General features: G+C 68.9%; 19 protein-coding genes and 1 tRNA gene. 9 read left to right on the top strand and 11 right to left on the bottom strand.

What is annotated here, in order from left to right; genetic code table 11:
- From Mth01_RS26140 to Mth01_RS26130, 3 genes are all read left to right on the top strand, one after another.
- A partial coding sequence (locus Mth01_RS26140) for a uracil-DNA glycosylase (protein ID WP_204018612.1) occupies window positions 1-684 on the top strand: 684 nt, incomplete at its 5' end.
- 181 nt (window positions 685-865) lie between these two features.
- Window positions 866-2,218, top strand: a complete 1,353-nt coding sequence (locus Mth01_RS26135) for an NAD(P)/FAD-dependent oxidoreductase (protein WP_204018615.1) — start codon at window positions 866-868, stop codon at window positions 2,216-2,218.
- Between the two features lie 157 nt (window positions 2,219-2,375).
- Window positions 2,376-2,448, top strand: a tRNA-Leu gene (locus Mth01_RS26130).
- Window positions 2,449-2,540: 92 nt separating this feature from the next.
- On the opposite strand, the gene Mth01_RS26125 is transcribed toward Mth01_RS26130, so the two are convergent.
- The gene (locus tag Mth01_RS26125; protein ID WP_204018611.1) at window positions 2,541-3,641 is read right to left on the bottom strand and encodes a sensor histidine kinase; all 1,101 of its coding nucleotides are present in this window, start codon (window positions 3,639-3,641) and stop codon (window positions 2,541-2,543) included.
- 644 nt (window positions 3,642-4,285) lie between these two features.
- Here Mth01_RS26125 and Mth01_RS26120 point away from each other — a divergent pair.
- From Mth01_RS26120 to Mth01_RS26110, 3 genes are all read left to right on the top strand, one after another.
- Window positions 4,286-5,077 (top strand): Bax inhibitor-1/YccA family protein, encoded by a 792-nt coding sequence (locus Mth01_RS26120; protein WP_204018610.1) that lies wholly within the window; start codon window positions 4,286-4,288, stop codon window positions 5,075-5,077.
- A 165-nt stretch (window positions 5,078-5,242) separates the two neighbouring features.
- Window positions 5,243-5,461: a DUF4287 domain-containing protein gene (locus Mth01_RS26115; protein ID WP_204018609.1), complete on the top strand. Its 219-nt coding sequence runs from the start codon at window positions 5,243-5,245 to the stop codon at window positions 5,459-5,461.
- 81 nt (window positions 5,462-5,542) lie between these two features.
- Entirely contained in the window at window positions 5,543-5,953 is a 411-nt protein-coding gene (locus Mth01_RS26110) for a PPOX class F420-dependent oxidoreductase (protein ID WP_204018608.1), read from the top strand.
- A gap of 11 nt (window positions 5,954-5,964) precedes the next feature.
- On the opposite strand, the gene Mth01_RS26105 is transcribed toward Mth01_RS26110, so the two are convergent.
- The 3 genes from Mth01_RS26105 to Mth01_RS26095 all read right to left on the bottom strand — a co-directional run bounded on the left by Mth01_RS26105 (window position 5,965) and on the right by Mth01_RS26095 (window position 9,708).
- Window positions 5,965-7,185: an acetyl-CoA C-acetyltransferase gene (locus tag Mth01_RS26105; protein ID WP_204018607.1), complete on the bottom strand. Its 1,221-nt coding sequence runs from the start codon at window positions 7,183-7,185 to the stop codon at window positions 5,965-5,967.
- Window positions 7,186-7,272: 87 nt separating this feature from the next.
- On the bottom strand, window positions 7,273-8,664 hold the full coding sequence (locus Mth01_RS26100) for an outer membrane protein assembly factor BamB family protein (protein ID WP_204018606.1): 1,392 nt from the start codon (window positions 8,662-8,664) through the stop codon (window positions 7,273-7,275).
- A gap of 60 nt (window positions 8,665-8,724) precedes the next feature.
- Window positions 8,725-9,708: an SGNH/GDSL hydrolase family protein gene (locus Mth01_RS26095; protein ID WP_204018605.1), complete on the bottom strand. Its 984-nt coding sequence runs from the start codon at window positions 9,706-9,708 to the stop codon at window positions 8,725-8,727.
- A 120-nt stretch (window positions 9,709-9,828) separates the two neighbouring features.
- On the opposite strand from Mth01_RS26095, the gene Mth01_RS26090 reads away from it, so the two are divergent.
- Window positions 9,829-11,199, top strand: coding sequence for a cystathionine beta-synthase (locus Mth01_RS26090; protein WP_204018604.1), 1,371 nt, complete (start codon window positions 9,829-9,831; stop codon window positions 11,197-11,199).
- Window positions 11,200-11,231: 32 nt separating this feature from the next.
- On the opposite strand, the gene Mth01_RS26085 is transcribed toward Mth01_RS26090, so the two are convergent.
- The 4 genes from Mth01_RS26085 to Mth01_RS26070 are packed head-to-tail and all read right to left on the bottom strand — an operon-like array spanning window position 11,232 to window position 14,880.
- Window positions 11,232-12,482: an alpha/beta hydrolase family protein gene (locus Mth01_RS26085; RefSeq protein WP_204018603.1), complete on the bottom strand. Its 1,251-nt coding sequence runs from the start codon at window positions 12,480-12,482 to the stop codon at window positions 11,232-11,234.
- A gap of 51 nt (window positions 12,483-12,533) precedes the next feature.
- The gene (locus Mth01_RS26080) at window positions 12,534-13,586 is read right to left on the bottom strand and encodes an ABC transporter permease (protein ID WP_204018602.1); all 1,053 of its coding nucleotides are present in this window, start codon (window positions 13,584-13,586) and stop codon (window positions 12,534-12,536) included.
- Window positions 13,583-14,479 (bottom strand): ABC transporter ATP-binding protein, encoded by an 897-nt coding sequence (locus tag Mth01_RS26075; RefSeq protein WP_204018601.1) that lies wholly within the window; start codon window positions 14,477-14,479, stop codon window positions 13,583-13,585. Before Mth01_RS26075 ends, Mth01_RS26080 begins: the two co-directional genes overlap by 4 nt.
- Window positions 14,476-14,880 (bottom strand): GntR family transcriptional regulator, encoded by a 405-nt coding sequence (locus tag Mth01_RS26070; RefSeq protein ID WP_204018600.1) that lies wholly within the window; start codon window positions 14,878-14,880, stop codon window positions 14,476-14,478. The genes Mth01_RS26075 and Mth01_RS26070 overlap by 4 nt, the downstream gene beginning before the upstream one ends.
- 164 nt (window positions 14,881-15,044) lie before the next feature.
- Here Mth01_RS26070 and Mth01_RS26065 point away from each other — a divergent pair, with 164 nt between their 5' ends.
- Entirely contained in the window at window positions 15,045-16,184 is a 1,140-nt protein-coding gene (locus Mth01_RS26065; RefSeq protein WP_204018599.1) for a cystathionine gamma-synthase, read from the top strand.
- A gap of 16 nt (window positions 16,185-16,200) precedes the next feature.
- Here Mth01_RS26065 and Mth01_RS26060 read toward each other — a convergent pair whose 3' ends face one another.
- The 3 genes from Mth01_RS26060 to Mth01_RS26050 all read right to left on the bottom strand — a co-directional run bounded on the left by Mth01_RS26060 (window position 16,201) and on the right by Mth01_RS26050 (window position 18,276).
- Window positions 16,201-17,418: an MFS transporter gene (locus tag Mth01_RS26060; protein ID WP_204018598.1), complete on the bottom strand. Its 1,218-nt coding sequence runs from the start codon at window positions 17,416-17,418 to the stop codon at window positions 16,201-16,203.
- Between the two features lie 67 nt (window positions 17,419-17,485).
- Window positions 17,486-17,914 (bottom strand): hypothetical protein, encoded by a 429-nt coding sequence (locus Mth01_RS26055; protein ID WP_204018597.1) that lies wholly within the window; start codon window positions 17,912-17,914, stop codon window positions 17,486-17,488.
- 116 nt (window positions 17,915-18,030) lie between these two features.
- Window positions 18,031-18,276 carry a hypothetical protein gene (locus tag Mth01_RS26050; RefSeq protein WP_204018596.1) on the bottom strand — a complete coding sequence of 82 codons (246 nt, stop codon included), beginning with the start codon at window positions 18,274-18,276 and terminating at the stop codon, window positions 18,031-18,033.
- Window positions 18,277-18,554: 278 nt separating this feature from the next.
- Between Mth01_RS26050 and Mth01_RS26045 the strand changes: the two genes are divergently transcribed.
- A complete protein-coding gene (locus Mth01_RS26045) occupies window positions 18,555-19,355 on the top strand; it encodes a GntR family transcriptional regulator (RefSeq protein ID WP_204018595.1) in 801 nt (266 codons plus the stop codon).
- The last annotated feature ends 73 nt before the right edge of the window (window positions 19,356-19,428 follow it).

Genomic DNA, 19,428 nt, shown 5'->3' with positions numbered 1-19,428 from the left:
CCCCCCCGCCAGTCGGTCTGCCGGGCCTGCCCCCGGCTGGTGGAGTGGCGGGAGGCCGTCGCCGACACGAAACGGCGGGCGTTCGCCACCGAGACCTACTGGGGCCGTCCGATCCCCGGCTGGGGCGACGACCGGCCGCACACGCTCATCGTCGGGCTCGCCCCGGCAGCGCACGGTGGGAACCGTACGGGCCGGATCTTCACCGGGGACCGCAGCGGTGACTGGCTGTTCGCCTCGCTCTACCGCACCGGCCTCGCGGCCCAGGAGACGAGCACCCACGCGGGCGACGGGCAACGGCTGATCGGGGCGCGGATGATGGCGGCGGTCCGATGCGCGCCGCCCGCGAACAAGCCGACCCCGCAGGAGCGGGACGCCTGCTTCCCCTGGCTGGCCCGGGAGCTGGCCATGACGGCCGAGTCGACCCGGGTCATCGTGGCGCTCGGCGGCTTCGCCTGGCAGGCGGTCTGGCCCGCGCTACGGGAGGCCGGCTTCACGCTGCCGCCGCGCCGGCCGCGCTTCGGGCACGGGGTGGAGGTCCCCATCTCGTACGGCACGGCCTCGGTGACGCTGCTCGGCTGCTATCACCCCAGTCAGCAGAACACGTTCACCGGCCGGGTCACGGCGGAGATGCTCGACGCGGTGTTCGCCAGGGCCGTCGAGCTCGCACGCGGCGAGAGCTTGTGAACTGCTTCACGAGTGTGAAATCGGTCACGGACGGAAGTTCTACAGATCTTCTACCTGCTAAAACCCGACATCTTGCTTGTTTATCAGAAAAATCATGCAACTTCCCCCGAGGTGGGCTGGCGCGGATGTCAATTCGTGACCTAAGCTTGTGAATGGATTCACAAAGGAGGGCGGGAGCATGATGAACCGCAAGCCGAAGCACATCGTCATCGTCGGCGGTGGATACGTGGGCCTTTACACCGGCCTGCGCCTCCAGCGCACGCTACGCGCGGAGCTCCGCGATGGGAGCGTGCGGATCACGCTGATCGACCCGCAGTCCTACATGACCTACCAGCCGTTCCTCCCCGAGGCGGCGGCGGGCAACATCTCCCCGCGCCACGTTGTGGCCCCGCTCCGCCGGGTGCTGCCCAAGGTCCGCATCCTGAACGGCAGAGTCGCCAAGGTGCACCACGCGGCCAGGACGCTGGTCTTCGAACCGGCCGTCGGTCACTCACGGGAGATCGAGTACGACGTCATCGTCATGGCGGCCGGCTCGATCTCGCGCACGCTGCCCATCCCCGGCCTGGCCGACGCCGCGATCGGCTTCAAGACCATCGGAGAGGCCATCGCGCTGCGCAACCGGGTCCTCGCCCTGCTCGACCGCGCCGACTCGACCGACGACCCGGACGTGCGCCGCCGCGCGCTCACCTTCGTCGTGGTCGGCGGCGGTTTCGCGGGCATCGAGGCCCTCGCCGAGCTCGAGGACATGACCGAGGACTCGATCAAGTACTACCCGGCCATCCAGAAGAGCGATCTGCGCTGGGTCCTCATCGAGGCCAGCGACCGCATCCTGCCCGAGGTCGGCCCGGAAATGGGCGAGTGGACGGCCGAGCAGCTCCGCGAACGCGGCATCGAGCTGAAGATGGAGACCCGGCTGAACTCCTGTGTGGGCGGCCTCGTCAAGACCTCCGACGACGACGAGTTCGAGTCGGCGACGATCGTGTGGACCGCCGGGGTGAAGCCCAGCCCGGTCGTCGACTCCACCGACCTGCCTCTCGACGAGCGTGGGCGGATCAAGACGACCGCCCGGCTGACCATCGCCGGGGTCAAGGGGGCCTTCGCGGCCGGCGACATCGCCGGCGTACCCGACATCACCAACGCCGGCCGCTACTGCGCGCCCAACGCCCAGCACGCCGTACGGCAGGCCCGGGTTCTCGGCGACAACATCACGGCCTACCTGCGCGGCCAGAAGCTGAAGGACTATCGGCACAAGTATGCCGGATCGGTCGCCGGTCTCGGCCTGTACCGGGGTGTCGCGAACGTCTACGGCATGAAGCTTCGTGGCTTTCCTGCCTGGTTTATGCACAGAACGTACCATCTGTCGCGAGTGCCAACCTTAAACCGAAAGGTCCGGGTAGTGGCAGATTGGACGCTCGCGCTGTTCTTCAAGAGGGAGACCATCTCGCTGGGCGAGATCGAGCACCCGCGCGACGTGTTCCGGGCTGCCGCGGCCAGGAAAGGGGGACAGGCCGCCGCCCAGGTGAAGACGTCCTAGAAGTGCTCCTATGGGCTGCTTCGCAACGTTCCGGCGGGCCCGCGTGACGAGCGCGGGGCGCGGTCCCGGCCGGGTCGGGTGAGCAAGGTGTGGCTTTGAAACACGACCTAAGCCACAACCGGTTACACATGACTGATCCTTGACATATGATCGCGACGCCCCCGTAGCCCAATGGCAGAGGCAAGCCCCTTAAAAGGGCTGTGGTGTGGGTTCGAGTCCCACCGGGGGCACTCGCGTTGACGCTCCAAGGAAGAGCCCGTGACCTCGGCGGCGAGATCACGGGCTTTTTCGGGGGTGCCCAGATGGCTCGGTGCCGTACCGGTCAGGGACGGGCCCGGTGAGGTCGGCCGGGCCCTCGCGTACGGCTGTCGCAGCGGGGCGTGGCGCTGTCGACGGCGGTGGAGTGCGACCCGAGAGGCGGTGCCATGAGGGGAAGGCGGAGCACGAATTCGGCGCCGCCGAGTGGCGAGGCTTCCGCGTGTAACTTGCCGCCATGCGAGACGGCGATGTCGCGGGCGATGGCGAGGCCCAGTCCGGTGCCGCCGCGGTCCCGGCTGCGCGCGGTGTCGAGCCGCATGAAACGCTCGAAGACCCGTTCGCGCTCCTCCGAGGGGATGCCCTCGCCGTCGTCGCGGACGATCAGTTCCGCGTCGGGGCCTTCCCTGCGCAGCGTCACCTCGATGGCGTTCGTCGCATGCCGCTGGGCGTTGTCCAGCAGATTGCCCAGCAGCCGGCCGAGGTAACCGGGGACGGCATTGACCATGACATCCGCCTCGAGGCTCAGTCGCGGCTGGATCCGGCCTCCTCGCTGGCAGACCTCGTCCTGCACCAGTTCGGTCAGATCGACGGGCCGTCGCTCGGCGGGCCCGCTTGTCGACACCCGGGCAAGCAGGAGCAGGTCGGAAATGATCGCTTGTAGTCGCTCGACGTCGCGCAGGGCGAGCTCGGCCATCTCCCGCACGTCGGTCTGGTCCGGATGGAGCCTCGCCTCTTCGAGCTGCGCCCGCAGCCCGGCCAGGGGGGTACGCAACTCGTGGGAGGCGTCGGCGGCGAACTGTCGCTGAGACTGGAGTGTGCGCATGGTGATCTCCTTGGCCTGCTCGATGCGGCTCAGCGTGCTGTTCACAGTGCGGGCGAGCTTGGCGATCTCGTCCTCCCCCCGTGGTTCGGGCACCCGCGTGCTCAGGTCATGTACGTTGATGGCGGCGAGATCGGCGCGGATGGTCTCCATCGGCCGGAGGGTGCGGCCGGCCACCTTCCACACGCCCCAGCCCGTCAACGCGATCACGATGACGGCCTGGGAAGCGAAGAGCAACGCATGGTGGGTCACGATTGCTCCGAGCACGGCGGCCAGGATCATCAGCACCGCCGCCAGCACGGTGGCGAAGGCCGTGATGTAGCCGCGGAGGGACTGCGGGCGCATGTGGCGGGCAGATAACCGCATATGCTCCGATGGTGATTGGATGACTCGCATCCGACGTCCTCCTGACGGTGTGCTCGCTACCCCGACGATGCCGGTTGTGACAGGCCGGGACATGCTCGACGCCTACCGCCTCGCCAGTGCGACTCGACCTGGACCTACCCGGAATTCGGGCCGGGAGCGACGATCTTGCCGACGGTTCGGTTGCTGCACTCCATGACGAGATCGGGACGGGGTTCCGGTATTCAGTGTTTTTCCTAGCTTGGTGCCTCATCTCCCCATCTGTAACCGTCACGCTAGCACTAGACTTGAATACATCAAGTAAAGGAAGCGTCCTAGTTTGACCGTCGGCCGAAGCGGTGGCCGCACCCGGGATCGGCACACGTTTCCGCTGGCAGGCAACGATTTCCTGAGGCGGCCGATGAGGAGTCGGCACCAGCCAGGACTGCTTCAGGTAAAGGAAAGGGCCGTCTTTGGCTACCTCTGCCATAGTGTGGGCGGGGGCCTGGGAACCGGAAGCGGACGCTGACCGTTGGACGGCGTGGTGGAGTGGCAGGACTTGTGCGCGTGTCGTTCCCCGGGCAACATCCCCAGATAAAGCCGTGCGAGAGGCTGATCAGCGAATCGCGTCCTGGAGGCGAGCAGCGATGCAGAGCAGGAACCCCATATTCAGCAGACGTGGGGCGGGCGGTCAGCGGACCTGGTCCACCCCCGCGCCGAGCGTCGAACAGTTGAACGCCATGTACGGCGCTCCGTCGTACGCTCCGCCGGCCGCCGGGCGGACGATGACGATCGACGACGTCGTGGTGCGCGGCTTCATGACGCTGGGCACGCTGGTCGTCTCGGCGGCCCTGGCGTGGTACTTCGACCTGCCTCCGGCTCTCGCCGTCCCGGCGGCGCTGGTCGGACTGGTCATCGGACTGGTCGTCTCGTTCAAGCAGAGCACGAACCCCGCGCTCATCCTCGGCTACGCCGTCTGCTACGGCGTCGCGATCGGCATCATCAGCCACATCGCGGACGAGTTCATCGCCAAGGGGATCGTCCTGCAGGCGGTCGTCGGCACGATGGTGGCCTTCGGCGGCACACTGGCAGTCTACGCACTCAAGATCTTCCGGCCCACGCCGAAGTTCACCAAGTTCGTGATCGCCGCAGGGTTCGCCGCGGTCGGCCTCATGCTCCTCAACTGGATCGCGAGCTTCTTCGTCGGCGGAGGCCTCGGGCTGCGCACCGACAGCCCGATGGGCTGGATCTTCAGCGTGGCGATGATCCTGCTCGGTTGCTTCTTCCTGCTCCTCGACTTCAGTGACATCGAGCAGAGCGCACGGGCCGGCGTGCCCGAGCGCTACTCCTGGCTGTTGGCGTTCGGCCTGACGCTGAGCCTGGTCTGGCTCTACCTGGAAATCCTCCGCTTCATCAGCTACTTCACCAGCAGCGATTGACCTCCCCGCCCCAGGAACCACAGCAGATGGCGTCATACCAGGACGAGCTGGAAGGCATCGGCACCTTCGATCAACATCCTGTAACAAATTGATGACGTCAGGGTCTTGTCAAGCGAGAGTCGGTGATGCAGGGTGACACAAAGCAGCGTTTTCGTGGAGGTGCCCATGTCGCTGAACCACTCGCCGGAGACACAGACCAAGCTGATCGCCCGCGTCTCGTCCATCACCGGACGCGACCTCCCAGAGTGGTTCCAAACCATTGACAACGGTCCATCGTTCCTACGCTGTGAAGAACGGGCGAAGTGGCTGGCCGACGAACACGGGATCAGCCACGGCTACGCGGCGGCGATCGTCAAGGAGCACGAGCGTCGGCGGAGGGCCTAGGGAGTCCTAGGGAACGGACCACGACCCCGGCTCGAACATGATGCGCTCGCACCATCACCGGTGCGAGCGCATCATTGTGTTATGGATCTAGACAAGGCTCGTGAGTTCGTCCGGACCAACCACCGGGCCGTCATGCTCACCTGGTACCCGGACGGCCGGCCGCAGACGTCACCGGTCACCGTCGGCTGCGACGAGGACGGGTACATCGTGGTCAGCAGCCGCGAGACCGCGATCAAGACCCGCAACCTCCGCAAGCATCCGCAGACGTTCCTCACCGTGATGACGGACGCCTTCTATGGTCCATGGATCCAGGTCGAGGGCACCGCCGAGATCATCTCGCTGCCGGAGGCGATGGACCATCTGGTCGACTACTACCGGCGCGTCAGCGGGGAGCACCCCGACTGGGACGACTACCGTTCCGCGATGGTCCGGGACAAGCGGGTGATCATTCGAATCACGCCCACCCGCGCCGGCCCGGACCACCACGGCTGACAGAACACCGATCAGGCGAGCCGCTCCAGGACCATCGCCATGCCCTGGCCGCCGCCCACGCACATCGTCTCCAGACCGATGGTCTTGTCGTGGAAACGGAGGCTGTTGATCAACGTGGAAGTGAGGCGGGCGCCCGTCATGCCGAACGGGTGCCCGACCGCGATGGCTCCGCCGTTCACGTTGAGGCGGTCGATGTCGATGCCGAGCTCCCGGTACGACGGGATGACCTGGGCGGCGAACGCCTCGTTGATCTCGACGAGGTCCACGTCGCCAATGGACATCCCGGCCCGGGCGAGCGCCTGCCGGGAGGCCTCGACCGGTCCGAGACCCATGATCTCGGGGGAGAGCCCGGTGACGCCGGTCGAGACGATCCGCGCCAGCGGCGTGATCCCCAGCTCCGCTGCCTTGGTGTCGCTCATCACGATCACCGCGGCCGCCCCGTCGTTCAGCGGGCAGCAGTTGCCGGCCGTGATCGTGCCATCGGGGCGGAAGACCGGCTTGAGCTGGGAGACGGCCTCGTACGTCGTCCCGGCGCGCGGGCCGTCGTCCTTGCCGGCCACGCTGCCGTCGGGAAGCGAGACCGGGGTGATGTCGCCGGCCCAGAAGCCGTTCGCGATCGCCTTCTCCGCGAGGTTCTGCGACCGTACGCCGAACTCGTCCTGGTCCTGCCGTGACACCCCCTTCAGGGCCGCCACGTTCTCCGCGGTCTGCCCCATCGCGATGTAGACGTCGGGCAGGACGCCGTCCTCGCGCGGGTCATGCCACACCGGGACACCGCCCTTCTTGGCCTCTTCCGTCCGTGACTGTGCCTCTTCGAAGACCGGGTTCTTGGTGTCTTCGAGTGAGTCCGAGTTGCCCTTCACGAACCGGGAGACCATCTCAACCCCGGCCGAGATGAACACGTCGCCCTCACCCGCCTTGATCGCGTGGAACGCCATCCGGGTCGTCTGCAGCGAGGACGAGCAGTAACGGGTGATGGTGGTGCCCGGCACACTGTCGAGGCCGAGCAGCACCGCCACCACACGCGCCATGTTGTAGCCCTGCTCGCCGCCGGGCAGGCCGCACCCGAGCATCAGGTCGTCCACGTCACGCGGGTCGAGCTGCGGCACCTTGGCAAGCGCGGCCTGGATCATCTGGACGGTCAGGTCGTCGGGACGGACGTCCTTGAGTGACCCCTTGAACGCGCGGCCGATCGGCGACCGCGCGGTCGCCACGATGACTGCCTCGGGCATGTGGCCCTCCCCTTGCTTCTATGCCACCGGTTCCGGTGGCCTTCTTGGCAGGAGGTTACCCTTTGGTCCGGAACAATCTTCGGGTGGTCACCCGTACATGCCGGGAGTGGTGGCGGTGCCGTCCTTGACGGCGTGCATCGCGCCCTTCTCGTCCCGCCACAACCGCCAGCCGCCCTGGCTGCCGGTGAACCATGTGGGCGGCGCGGACGACGAGGTGATCCGCTTGCCGGTGGCGAGGTCGAACTCGCACAGCGCGGCGATCGAGTAGAACCCGGGGGTCATCCCGCGTAGCGGCAGCGGTTTGGGGTCGGTCACGCAGAACGACCACCCGCTGGCCCCCTTCACCGGGGTCGGTTCCCCGCTGGAGAGATCGAAGACCGAGCCGGCCTTGTCCCGTTTGAGGAAGCCCAGCTTGTCCATGCCCCGAGGGAACGCCAGCCACCAGCCCGAGCCCGGCACCTGCCCCGGGGTGATCTGGCCGAGCACCCGTCCCGTCTCCGCGTCGAGCCGGGCGAAGCCGCCGTACTGCCCCTGCTCGTCCACCGGACGGACCACCGGCGCGAACGCCGGGTTGCCGCTGGGGTAGACGCGGACCACCGACGGCCGCATCCAGTCGACCACGCCGTTCGCGAGACGTACGGAGAACAGCCCGAACGTCGAGGTCTCCTTGGTCTGCGGATTGGTGTAGGGGGCGACGTAGCCGACGAGCTTGTCGCCGGTCGCGCCGAAGGCCCAGCCGCCGGACAGGTCGACCCCCGGGCCGAGGGCCTGCTCGATCGGGAGCTGCCAGACCGCCTTGCCGTCCTTCAGGTCGTGCGCCTCGACCACCGGGTGGGACGCGAGCCGCAGCAGCACGACGCGGTTGCGGTCCGACCACTCGACCTCCGAGATGCCGGGCAGCCGCCACAGTGTCTTACCGGTCTGGGGCTCCAGGACGACCATGCGGGCCGACGAGAGTTCGGTGTCCTCCGAGAGGCAGACGTACGGCCCGCAGCGCTGGGGGCCGAAGGTCGAGTGGATGGGCCGGGTCCACAGTTGGCGTCCGGTGCGCGCGTCCCTGGCGGTGAGGGTGGCCCGCTGCTTGCTCTGCTTGTCCTTGTCCTGGTTGTCCTTGTTGTTCTGGTCGCTTGAGGGGGTGAGGGCGACGACCACGGCCCGGCCGCCGCCGATCTCGACGGTGGCGGGGGCCTGCACCCCCATCCCCGGCAGGCGGCCGGTCATCGTCGTCGGCTGGGCCCACAGCTTCCGGCCGCTGGCCAGGTCGAGGACCACGGTCTCCAGCATGCCGTCGGGCTTCATCGAGGTGGCCGCCGCCACGCCGGCGCCCATCGTGGCGCGGCTGACGGCGTTCACCTGCGCGTTATCCCAGGTGGGGTGGTCCGCTTCCGCGTCACCGCCGGAACAGCCTGCCAGTGCCCCGGTTGCCAGCAGGACGGTGGTGGTGAGGGTCAGAACGGGTCTCGGGTGGGGCCGGGTCATATCGCTCCTACAGAGGGGTGCCACAGGGGGTCATGGCCTGGCCGCGGAAAGTAGTCGGACTCAGCCGTTCGACAGCGGCCCAGACCGTCGGCGCAGCAGGGCAGCCCGTCGTCCAGGGGGGCCGACCGCTTCGCCGGCGCCCCGGGTCGCGGTGACCTCGGTGCCGGGTTCCTCTACGGCCATTGCCGCCAGTTGCGATCCTTTACCGCGCAGGGGTTCCGACTCGGGCCAGAACCCCAACGCGGCGCATACAGACGGTAGCACCGCGTAAGCGGATTGTAGGTAACCTTGGGCAGATGGATGATAACGATCAGGTCCGAACATCTCGGCCGGGTTGGCCTCGAACTCGGGCCCCAGGAGGTCGGCGAAGGCCACGGTCCGGCCGCCCGCCTCGATGACGGCGACCGTCTGGGCGGCCGCGAGCAGACGGGACCAGCGCCGGGTCACCCAGCGCAGCGGCTGGGCTATCGGGCGGATCGTGCCCAGGTCGGGGCAGGTCCCGACGACCACCTCCGCGCCGGCCTCGCGTAGCCGCCGCACCGCCGTCTGCAGGTGCCGTACGGCACGGGCCGGCGAAGTCGCGCTCGTCACGTCGTTGGCGCCGATGAAGACGACGGCGATGTCGGGGCCTTCCTCGATGGCCCGGTCGACCTGCCCGTCCAGGTGGACCGACTCGGCGCCGGACTCGCCGTACACGTGCAGCCGCACGGGCCGCTCGGCGACGGTGGCGAGGCCGAGCGCGATGTTGACGGCGGGGGTGTCGGCCGGGTCGGTCAGCCCCAGGCCGACGGCGGTGGAGTCGCCGAGCATGACCATGCTGATCGGCTCCCCGGGGACGGCGTCGCCGGGGAACGGTCCGTAGACGCCGTCCGAGGCGGGGCCGGTCTCGCCGTGCGGCCGGCCGACGATCTTGCGGGCGACCATCGCCTCCGCGATGAGCAGCCCGTACGTGAGCGCGCCGAGTGCGGTCAGGCCGCCACCCCCCAGTGCGGCGGCGGTGGCGATGCGCCGTGCGGCACGGGCCGCTCCCGACGTCCAGAACACGGTTCTCCCCTCGGCTGGCGGTACGGTTTGGGAGAGAAATTAGCCGAGCCCCGGCCACCCCTACGGGACTTCGGCGGCGGGCAGGCTGACAAAGCTTCGGTAATCAAGGTGGTCTTCTCGGTGCGCGTACACGACTCGCTGGTCGAGCTGATGGGCAACACGCCGCTCGTCCGGCTGCGCAAGGTGGCGGCCGGCGCGCCCGCCCAGGTGCTGGCCAAGGTGGAGTACTTCAATCCGGGCGGCTCGGTCAAGGACCGGATCGCGCTGCGGATGATCGAGGCCGCCGAGCGGAGCGGCGCGCTCAGGCCCGGCGGGACGATCGTCGAGCCGACCTCCGGCAACACGGGCGTCGGGCTGGCCATCGTCGCGCAGGAGAAGGGCTACCGCTGCCTGTTCGTGTGCCCGGACAAGGTGGCCCAGGACAAGATCGCCGTGCTGCGCGCGTACGGGGCCGAGGTCGTGGTGTGCCCGACCGCCGTCTCGCCCGACCATCCGGACTCGTACTACTCGGTCTCCGACCGGCTGGCCGGGGAGACGCCGAACGCCTGGAAGCCGGACCAGTACTCCAACCCCGACAACCCGGCCAGCCACTATCACTCGACGGGCCCGGAGATCTGGGAGCAGACCGAGGGACGGATCACCCACTTCGTCGCCGGCATCGGGACCGGCGGCACGATCAGCGGCACCGGGAAGTACCTCAAGGAGGTCTCCGGCGGCAAGGTGAAGATCATCGGCGCGGACCCGGAGGGATCGGTCTACTCCGGTGGCACCGGCCGCCCCTACCTCGTGGAGGGCGTCGGCGAGGACATCTGGCCGGCCACCTACGACGCGACGATCTGCGACGAGGTCATCGCGGTCTCCGACCGGGACTCCTTCCTCATGACGCGCCGACTGGCCCGGGAGGAGGCGCTGCTCGTGGGTGGATCGTGCGGGATGGCCGTCGTGGCGGCGCTGCGGGTGGCCCAGAAGGCCGGGCCGGACGACGTCGTCGTGGTGCTGCTGCCGGACGGCGGGCGCGGGTACCTGTCGAAGATCTTCAACGACGAGTGGATGGCCGACTACGGGTTCCTCACCACCTCGAGCGAGGACGGGCTGGTCGGTGACGTGCTCGGCCGCAAGAAGTCGGGGCTGCCGCAGTTCGTCCACGTGCACCCGCACGAGTCGGTCGGCACCGCCATCTCGATCATGCGCGAGTACGGGGTGTCCCAGCTGCCGGTGATGAAGGAGGAGCCCCCGGTAATGGCGGCCGAGGTCGTCGGCTCGATCGTCGAGCGGGACCTCCTGGAGGGCCTCTACCGCGGCAAGGTGCGTTCGGAGGACCGGCTCGACGACCACATGTCCGCGCCGCTGCCCATGATCGGTTTTGGGGAGCCGGTGGCCCGGGCGGTCGAGGCGCTGCAGAAGGCCGACGCGGCCGTGGTGCTCGACGACGGCAAGCCCGTCGGCCTGATCACCCGCCAGGACCTCCTCGCCTTCCTCGCCAACCATTAGCCGGCCCGGGAGCTGCTCCATGCCCCGATCGGCTACCGGCAGGTTTTCGTCTCGACTGAGCAGTGCTCGACCTCGGGGTAGCGGGCCGACGGCTTGCTGAGCAGAGGTTGGCGCCTGTGGCGCAGGTGCAGGTCGAAGAAGGCCGCGACGTACCTGCGGGTGATCTCCATGGACCGGGCGCCGGGTATGTCGGCGCCGAGGTCGATGCCGAACTGGTCGGCCAGCACGCCGAGATCGGTGAAGGAGGTGTGCGCGGCCCCGGTCACGAGGAGCCAGCGCTTCCATCCGGTCATGAGTTTCCAGTCACGTTCCCAGCTCGCGGCCTGCGATTCGCCGGATCCGGGGGTGTAGGAGGACGGCTTGCCCAGGAACAGGAACGGCCGCGACAGCCCGCTGTCCGGGATCGGGGCGTACGTCAAGCCGTCGATGTCGATTCCGGCGCGCACGCGGGAGTCTTCGATCATGGTCGGGATGGCGCTCGCTCCGCCGACGGAGTGGCCGGCCATCGCGATCCGGGATCGGTTGATCAGCCGGGCGCCTTTCCACTTCGGGTGTGACCCGGTGAGCTGGTCGAGCACGAAGGAGACGTCGGCCGCCCGGCTGTTCACCAGCTCCTCCCACCATGCCGGGTCTTTTTTGATCTTGCATGTGACGCAGGTGGTCACCCGTCCGTCGGGGAAGGTGGTGGCGACGTTCTCGTAGGTGTGGTCGATCGCGGCCACCACGTAGCCCCTGCTGGCCAGGTCCTCGGCCAGCGAGGTGAGCTCGGACCGGGGCTTGGAATGGCCGGGGGAGAGCACGACGAGAGGCAGTTCGTGCCTGCGCCCGGCCGGCCGGGCATCGGTGAAGGCGTTGGTCCGTGTCCTGCTCAGCAGATCCAGCGGCACTCCGGTGATCCCTCCGTCCTTCAACAGGAGCTCGGACTCCTTCGGAGTCATGTACTGCGCCCGGTGGCGGCCCGGTGACTTCGCCGGGTACCACAGGGAGACCATGAGCTCCCTGGCCTTCATCTCGGGAACCCACGGGTCGGGGCGGGAGGCGTCCTTCAGGTAGAGGGCCGTGGTGCCGACCGGGTGCGCGCCGGTCGGCTTGGGCAGGTACGGCGGGCCGCTCGGCGCGGCCGTGGGCGTGACGGCGGCAGGCGCGGCCGAGGCGGACGCGGCCGAGGCGGGCGCGGACACGCAGACGGCTGTGGCCACGACGGCGAGCAGGCCGGTGACGGCGGCCAGGTCGCCGCGGTCGTGTCGCCTGGCCGCATGACGCGGTTCGATCGCATGGCTCATGGAGGCAGCGGTCCTTTCGAAAAGGGGGATGGCAACGTGAAGGGGGACCGGTCAGGACACGCGGTTGCGGATCCATCGGAGGCAGAGCCAGGCCAGCAGGGCGGAGAGGGCGAGGAAGATCGCTGTCTCGGTCCCCTGCAGGGCCCAGAAACGGTCGGCGGGCTGGTAGGTCACCCGCTGCCGGTAACCGAGGTCGGCGAGCTTCGTGAGGCACTCCTGGTCGGCCTCGGCCACCGGACCGGACGGGGAAGCCCGCCCCTGCGGCTCCGACGGCATCGGTGGCAGCAGGCAGGCCGCCACCCAGGACGGCGCCGTGACCACCCGTCCGGTGGCGTCGACGGTCTCGTTGCCCAGGACCCACGCTCCCCGTGGTCCGGCCACGGCCAGTTCCTCCACCTCGCCGGAGCTGTTCACCCCCAGCTTCGAGATGTTCGCCGATGTGATCGTGACGGTCTGCTGGGCCGCGGGGATCACGTACGGGCGCACCGCGAAGGGCACGGCGATCTGGACGGCGGCGAACACGGCGAGGGTGACGGCCATGGCGGACACGGTGCGGCGCAGCAGGATCCCGGCGGTGACACCGAGCACGAAGGCGAAGGCGGCATAGCCGACGGGCGTGATCCCGCGCACGCCGAACAGCAGCGGTGAGATCCGTGCGGCGAAGGACTCGGCGTCGGGCACGTCTGTGCCGATGTCGGCGCCGACCGGGACCGTGGACGGCTGGCTGGCGGCGTCGACGGGACCGGCCCACCAGGTGACCACGAGACTGAGCAGCCCGGCCGCGGCCACCGCGGCCAGGCCGGTGAGGGCGAGTTTTGTGGCCATCCACCGGGCCCGGGTGACGCTCTGGTTCCACACCAGGCGGTGGGTGCCGGCCTCCAGCTCCCGGGTGACCAGCGGGGCGCCCCAGAAGACGCCGATGACGGCGGGCAGGAGGTACGTCACCACGATGCCGGCGTAGTACAGCCTGCTGTCGGCCGGGGTGAGCCGCACGACGCCGGACAGCGGCCGCCCGGCGATCACGAGGATGGCGGCGAGCACGGCGAGCAGGCCGTACACCGCCGCGGCCTGGGCGCGGAACTGCCGCCAGGTCAGCCAGATCACCGCAGTACCTCCAGGGTGGGGCGGCGGCCGGGGCCGGCCTCGGCGGGACGGCTCATGTAGGCCAGGACGAGGTCTTCCAGGCCGACCGTGCTGACGGTCCAGGCCGGATCGAGGATGGGCGCCTCGGTGCGGACGACCAGCGTGGTCTGCCGGTCGGTGTGGCTGGCGGAGATGACCTGCTGGTCCGCGGGCAGCGTGGCGGGATCGCGGCGTGGCCCGCTCAACCGGTGGTGGGCGGCCAGGAGATCCTCGACCTCTCCGGCCAATTGCACCTGCGCGGCGACCAGTACGACGAGGTGGTCGCAGACGCGCTCCAGGTCGGCGACCAGGTGGGAGGAGAGCACGACGCTGAGTCCGTGCTCGGCGACGGCCTCCATCAGGTCCTGCAGGAACTCCCGCCGGGCGAGCGGGTCCAGGGCGGCGACCGGCTCATCCAGGATCAGCAGCTCGGGTCGCTTGGCGATGCCCAGGGTCAGGGCGAGCTGGGCGCGCTGACCGCCCGACAGCTTCCCGGCCCGCTGGCCCGGGTCCAGGCCGAGCCGCTCGATCCGGCGGTGTGCCAGGGCGTCGTCCCAGTTCGGGTTGAGCCTGGCCCCGAGGCGCAGGTGGTCGGCCACGGTCAGGCCGGCGTAGGTGGGGGTGTCCTGGGCGACGAAGCCGACCTTCGCCAGCTGCGCCGGGCCGCTGCCGGGCATGCCGCCGCACACCTCGATCGTGCCCGTCGTCGGTGCCAGCATCCCGGCGGCCAGGTTCAGCAGCGTCGACTTCCCCGCGCCGTTGGGCCCGACCAGGCCGGTCACGTGCCCGGCCGGGATGTCCAGCGCGCAGCCGGTCAGCGCCCAGCCCCGCCGGTACTTCTTGCCCAGCTGCCGGGCCCGCAAGACGGCGGTCACGCTATGTCCTCTCTGGCGGTGGTCCGAAAGGTGGTCATGAACAGGGCCTCGATGCTTTCGTCGTCGAGACCGGCCCGGCGGGCCCTGTCCAGCCAGCGCCGCAGGTCCTGCCGCAGCGGTCCGTGCGCGGCGAGCGTGGCGTCGGTCAGCGTCCGGGTGACGAACGTCCCGACACCCGGGCGGGCGGCGACGAGTCCGGCGTGTTCGAGTTCCCGGTACGCCTTGAGCACGGTGTTGGGATTGATCGCCAGCTGGGTCACCACGTCCTTGACCGTCGGGAGTCGGTCGCCCTCACGCAGCAGGCCCAGCCGCAGCGCGTGCCGCACCTGCTGGACGAGTTGCAGGTACGGCGAGACGCCGGACCTGCCGTCCAGATGAAACTCGATCACTACTTCCTCCATTTATCTACGCTAATAGCACTATAGGCTAATGGAGTAGATGGTCAAGAAGAAGTATGGTCGAGCGGCATCCGGCGACGTCGCCGTGCGGGCAACCGTCAGAGCTTGTCGGGCAGGCGGGGCCGCTCGCGTAGGGTGTGGCCCCTGCGGCGGCTAGTCTCGACGGCATGAACCATGGCTTCGAAACGCTGGCCATCCACGCGGGCCAGGAGGCTGACCCGCACACCGGTGCCGTTGTGCCGCCCATCTACGCCGTCTCCACCTACAAGCAGGACGGCGTGGGCGGGCTGCGGGCCGGTTATGAATACAGCCGATCGGCGAACCCGACCCGGACCGCGCTGGAGGAGGCGATCGCCGCCGTGGAAGGCGGTGTCCGCGGCCTCGCTTTCGCTTCCGGCCTGGCGGCCGAGGACACGCTGCTTCGCACCGTGTGCCGGCCCGGCGACCATGTACTGATCCCCGACGACGCTTACGGTGGCACCTACCGGCTGTTCGCCAAGGTGCTGGAGGGCTGGGGCCTGTCCTTCGACCCGGTCCCGGTCGGCGACGTCGACGCTGTGCGCGCGGCCCTGCGGCCGGAGACCAAGGCGATCTGGGTGGAGACCCCCACCAACCCGCTGCTGGGCATCGCGGACATCGCCGCGCTGGCGGAGGTCGCCCACGACGTGGATGCGCTGCTGCTGGTGGACAACACGTTCGCCTCGCCGTACCTGCAGCAGCCGCTGGCGCTCGGCGCCGACGTGGTGGTCCACTCGACGACCAAGTACGTCGGGGGCCACTCCGACGTGGTCGGCGGCGCGCTGGTCGCCGGTTCGGCCGAACTGGGGGAGCGGCTCGCCTACCACCAGAACGCGATGGGCGCGGTGGCCGGGCCGTTCGACGCGTGGCTGACCCTGCGCGGCCTGAAGACCCTGGGCGTACGGATGGACCGGCACTGCGACAACGCCGAACGGGTGGCCGACCTGCTGCTGTCGCATCCGAAGGTGACCCAGGTGCTGTATCCGGGGCTGCCGGATCACCCCGGGCACGAGGTCGCGGCCAAGCAGATGCGACGGTTCGGCGGCATGGTGTCGTTCCGTGTCGCCGGCGGTGAGGACGCCGCGGTCGAGATCTGCAACCGGACCAGGCTCTTCACGCTCGGGGAGTCGCTCGGCGGTGTCGAGTCGCTGATCGAGCACCCGGGCCGGATGACCCACGCGTCGGCCGCCGGGTCGCCGCTGGAGGTCCCCGCCGATCTCGTCCGCCTGTCGGTCGGCATCGAGACCGTGGACGACCTTCTCGCCGACCTCTCCGAAGCCCTCGGCTGAGGCGCCAGGAAACTCCCTAGCTTCCGCTCCGCGCCGGGGCGGCACGGCCCGGCGTGGCGGAACCGGCGGCGGGCAGCCACCGTTCGCACAGCAGGACGGCGAGCGCCGCCGCGGTCAGCACGGCGGCGGCCACGGTCACACTCCGGACGCCCGTGTGGTCGATGAGCGCGCCGCCGAGCAGCGAGCCGCCCGCGATGCCGACGTTGAAGGCCGAGCCGGTGCCGGCGGAGGCCATGTCCGTGCTGCCCGGGGCCACCTGCAGCCCGCGGCTCGCGATGGCGGCGGCCAGCGCGCTGAACGACAGGCCCGTGACGCAGAGGGCCGCCACCGCCACCGGGCGTACGGCCCCGAAGGCGTACAGGGTGAGCAGCGCGCCGGTGATGAGGGTCAGCGGCGCGAGCAGCGCCGTACGGGGCCTGGTGTCGATCAGCCGGCCGATCGCGATCGTCCCGCCGACGCCGGCGATCCCGGACGCGAGCAGCAGCGGGCTGAGCGCGGCCGGGGCGAAGCCGCTGAACTCCAGCAGGAACGGAGTGATGTAGGTGAATGCGGTGAGGTACCCACCCACCCCGATCACGGTGGCGATGATGAGGAGGGCGTAACGGCGGACGTCCGGGGTCGCCCCCCGGTCCGGCCCGTGGCCGTCCGCGCCGGCCCCTGCTCGCCGGCCGCCGGGCATCAGCGTCGCGATGGTGACGCAGGTGACGAGGCCGACCGCGGCGGTCAGGACCAGCGCGGTGCGCCAGCCGAACTGCTGGCCGAGCCAGGTGCCGGTCGGCACGCCGAGGACGGGCGCGAGGGCGCTGCCGATCGACAGCCGGGCGACGGCCCGCCCCTGGAACTCCGGGGGGAACATCGCGGCCGCGGCCGGGGTCGCGACCGACCAGAAGAGCGCCTGGGTGGCCGCGACCAGCAGTCGCCCGCCGAGCAGCACCGGATAGTTCGGCGCCACCGCGGTCAGCAGCGTCCCGGCGACGAACACGCCCAGGGTGACGATCAGCAGCGTGCGCCGCGGCACCCGGTGGGTGAGCCGGGTGAGCGGCAGCGACGCCAGCACCACCACCGCGGCGTACCCGGTGACGAGCAGGCCCGTCTCGGCCTGCGACCGGTGCAGGTCGGCGGCCATCACCGTCAGCAGTCCGATGGGCAGCAGTTCGGCGGTGACATAGGTGAAGGCGCCGACGGCGAGGGCGACCAGCGCCCAGGTCGCCCGACGTCGCGACGTAAGGTGCACCCGATCCTCTTTCCCCCATTTTCGGCCAAAGACGTTCTACCGGACACAGGGGGAAAGCGGGAATCGTTTAAGGGTTGAAGAAGACCATGAGGGCGAGGATGACCAGCCAGATCAGGGCGGTGATGCCGGAGAGCGCGGCGATCCGCCCGGTCTGCACCTTGGCGTCGTCCTCCGTGGTCTCGGTGGACAGCGCCTGAATCGCGGTGCGCTGATCACGCTCAATGATCATCAGTAGCACCGCCGCCACGACGAACAGCGTCATCGACGCGGACAGGTAGGGCCGGCCCAGTACGCCACCGCCCAGCAGCATGCCGAAGAGGAACACGCCCAGCGTCAGCAGCCCGAACAGCCGGGTGGAGCGGTTGAGATAGCGCAGCACGTTGAGGTCGCGCGCGCGGATGTAGCGAGGGGTGACGCTTGTCACCGCAGTGAGCGGCCCGATCGCGAAGATCGCGAATCCCACGTGCAGCCACAGCAGCAGGTCAGAGAACGACATGTGCCGAGGCTATCGCCCTTCAATCGGCCCGATCGCCCCGAACGACGTCGCCGGCGTTCGGCGTCCCCGCGGGGGCGATGATCTGCCCTCTGGATGGGTGTGGAACGTCCTGGACATCATCTGTCGACGTACAGGCGTCGGCAGCTGGGGCAGGCGTGCTGGGGATTGCTGGCGTACCGGCAGACCGTGTGGTCGACATACAGGTGGAGGATTCGCCGGGTGCCCGCGGCTATGAACCCGGGAGGTCGGCCGGTGATGGTTCTGCGGTCGTCCTCGATGCGGATGCCGGTGACGATCAGGAGGAAAGCGGCGGCAGAGGATCCGGCGAGGGTGAATGCAATGAGCAGAATGATGGTGTGCATATTACGGCTCCAAGAAAGTCGGTCTTCTCGGATATCGCCATGAATCTCTGCCGATAACCAGCAAGTAGTTGTCATCCAACGGATGGGTGACAGTTGTTGGCATGAGTGGCATATGAGGAATAGCTCCGCTGGATCCGCCTATTATCACCACGTTGGTGTTCAGTATTGACAGCAGAGTCATCCTGGTTCGGCAATTTCTGCCAGATTGCATCCGTCCGCATTTAGTGAGATATTCCTGTCATTGGGATGAGTGGACTGACCAGAGTGAGGGGACGATAGTGGGCGAGCCGCTCTACCGGCAGGTCGCGGCCGATATCCGCATGAAGATCGTGAAAGGGGGGTGGGGGCCGGGCACTCAGCTTCCTTCCGAGCCCGAACTCGAAAAGCTGTACGGTCACCTGGCAGGAAAGCCTGAGGAGGGTAACTCGCGACTCTCCCGGAACACCGTTCGCCTCGCTCTCGCGGCACTCGCCAATGAGGGGTTGATCGAGCCTCGTCAGGGGCGCGGCACCTTTGTCAAGGAGCACACCACCTTCACCGTCCTCGCGTCAGCGGAGGAGGGGGTGTCGGGCGACCGAAACGTGGACGCTTTCGTCGCGGCCGTGTCCATCAAGGGGCGCCGTCCGGAGCAGAAGCCGCTGCGGATGGAGGTCAGAGCCGCCTCCGCCGAGATCGCGGCGCGCCTTCAGCTGGAAGAAGGAGTTGACGTCGTCCTACGCCATCTGGTGCGGGTCATCGACGGCAAGAACTGGTCCGTCCAGGACTCGTTTTACCCGATGGACATCGCGACAGGCACCCTGCTCATGTCTCCGCAGGACGTGAAGCACGGCACCATCGCCGAACTCGGTCGCCACGGCCATGTGCAGGTCGGCTACCGGGACGAGGTCGTCTGCCGCATGCCCACGCAGGAGGAAGCGCGCACCCTCGAGCTCGGCCCCGGCGTGCCGGTGCTGGAGATGTTCCGCACGGCTTACTCTGTCGAGCGGCCCATCCGACTGACCATCACCGTCTATGCGGGCGACAGCACCCAGCTTGCGTACGAGATCGGGAATGTCGACGCCCGGGGCTCGGATACATGATCTCGTTCTCGGTTTCCAATTTGTCGCCGCTTGGCGTGGGCTGTTCTAAGATTTCGCTCTTGTTATGGGACCG

This window comes from Sphaerimonospora thailandensis (assembly GCF_016863115.1).
In the GTDB taxonomy this organism is placed as follows: Bacteria; Actinomycetota; Actinomycetes; order Streptosporangiales; family Streptosporangiaceae; genus Sphaerimonospora; species Sphaerimonospora cavernae.
The sequence above is the reverse complement of the archived record's forward strand: the minus strand, read 5'-3'. Positions and strand labels throughout refer to the sequence as shown.

Coding starts and splice junctions, on each gene's coding strand:
- Mth01_RS26135 (WP_204018615.1), top strand. CDS start 866: ATGAACCGCAAGCCGAAGCACATCGTCATCGTCGGCGGTGGATACGTG.
- Mth01_RS26125 (WP_204018611.1), bottom strand. CDS start 3,641: ATGCGCCCGCAGTCCCTCCGCGGCTACATCACGGCCTTCGCCACCGTG.
- Mth01_RS26120 (WP_204018610.1), top strand. CDS start 4,286: ATGCAGAGCAGGAACCCCATATTCAGCAGACGTGGGGCGGGCGGTCAG.
- Mth01_RS26115 (WP_204018609.1), top strand. CDS start 5,243: ATGTCGCTGAACCACTCGCCGGAGACACAGACCAAGCTGATCGCCCGC.
- Mth01_RS26110 (WP_204018608.1), top strand. CDS start 5,543: ATGGATCTAGACAAGGCTCGTGAGTTCGTCCGGACCAACCACCGGGCC.
- Mth01_RS26105 (WP_204018607.1), bottom strand. CDS start 7,185: ATGCCCGAGGCAGTCATCGTGGCGACCGCGCGGTCGCCGATCGGCCGC.
- Mth01_RS26100 (WP_204018606.1), bottom strand. CDS start 8,664: ATGACCCGGCCCCACCCGAGACCCGTTCTGACCCTCACCACCACCGTC.
- Mth01_RS26085 (WP_204018603.1), bottom strand. CDS start 12,482: ATGAGCCATGCGATCGAACCGCGTCATGCGGCCAGGCGACACGACCGC.
- Mth01_RS26070 (WP_204018600.1), bottom strand. CDS start 14,880: ATGGAGGAAGTAGTGATCGAGTTTCATCTGGACGGCAGGTCCGGCGTC.
- Mth01_RS26065 (WP_204018599.1), top strand. CDS start 15,045: ATGAACCATGGCTTCGAAACGCTGGCCATCCACGCGGGCCAGGAGGCT.
- Mth01_RS26055 (WP_204018597.1), bottom strand. CDS start 17,914: ATGTCGTTCTCTGACCTGCTGCTGTGGCTGCACGTGGGATTCGCGATC.
- Mth01_RS26050 (WP_204018596.1), bottom strand. CDS start 18,276: ATGCACACCATCATTCTGCTCATTGCATTCACCCTCGCCGGATCCTCT.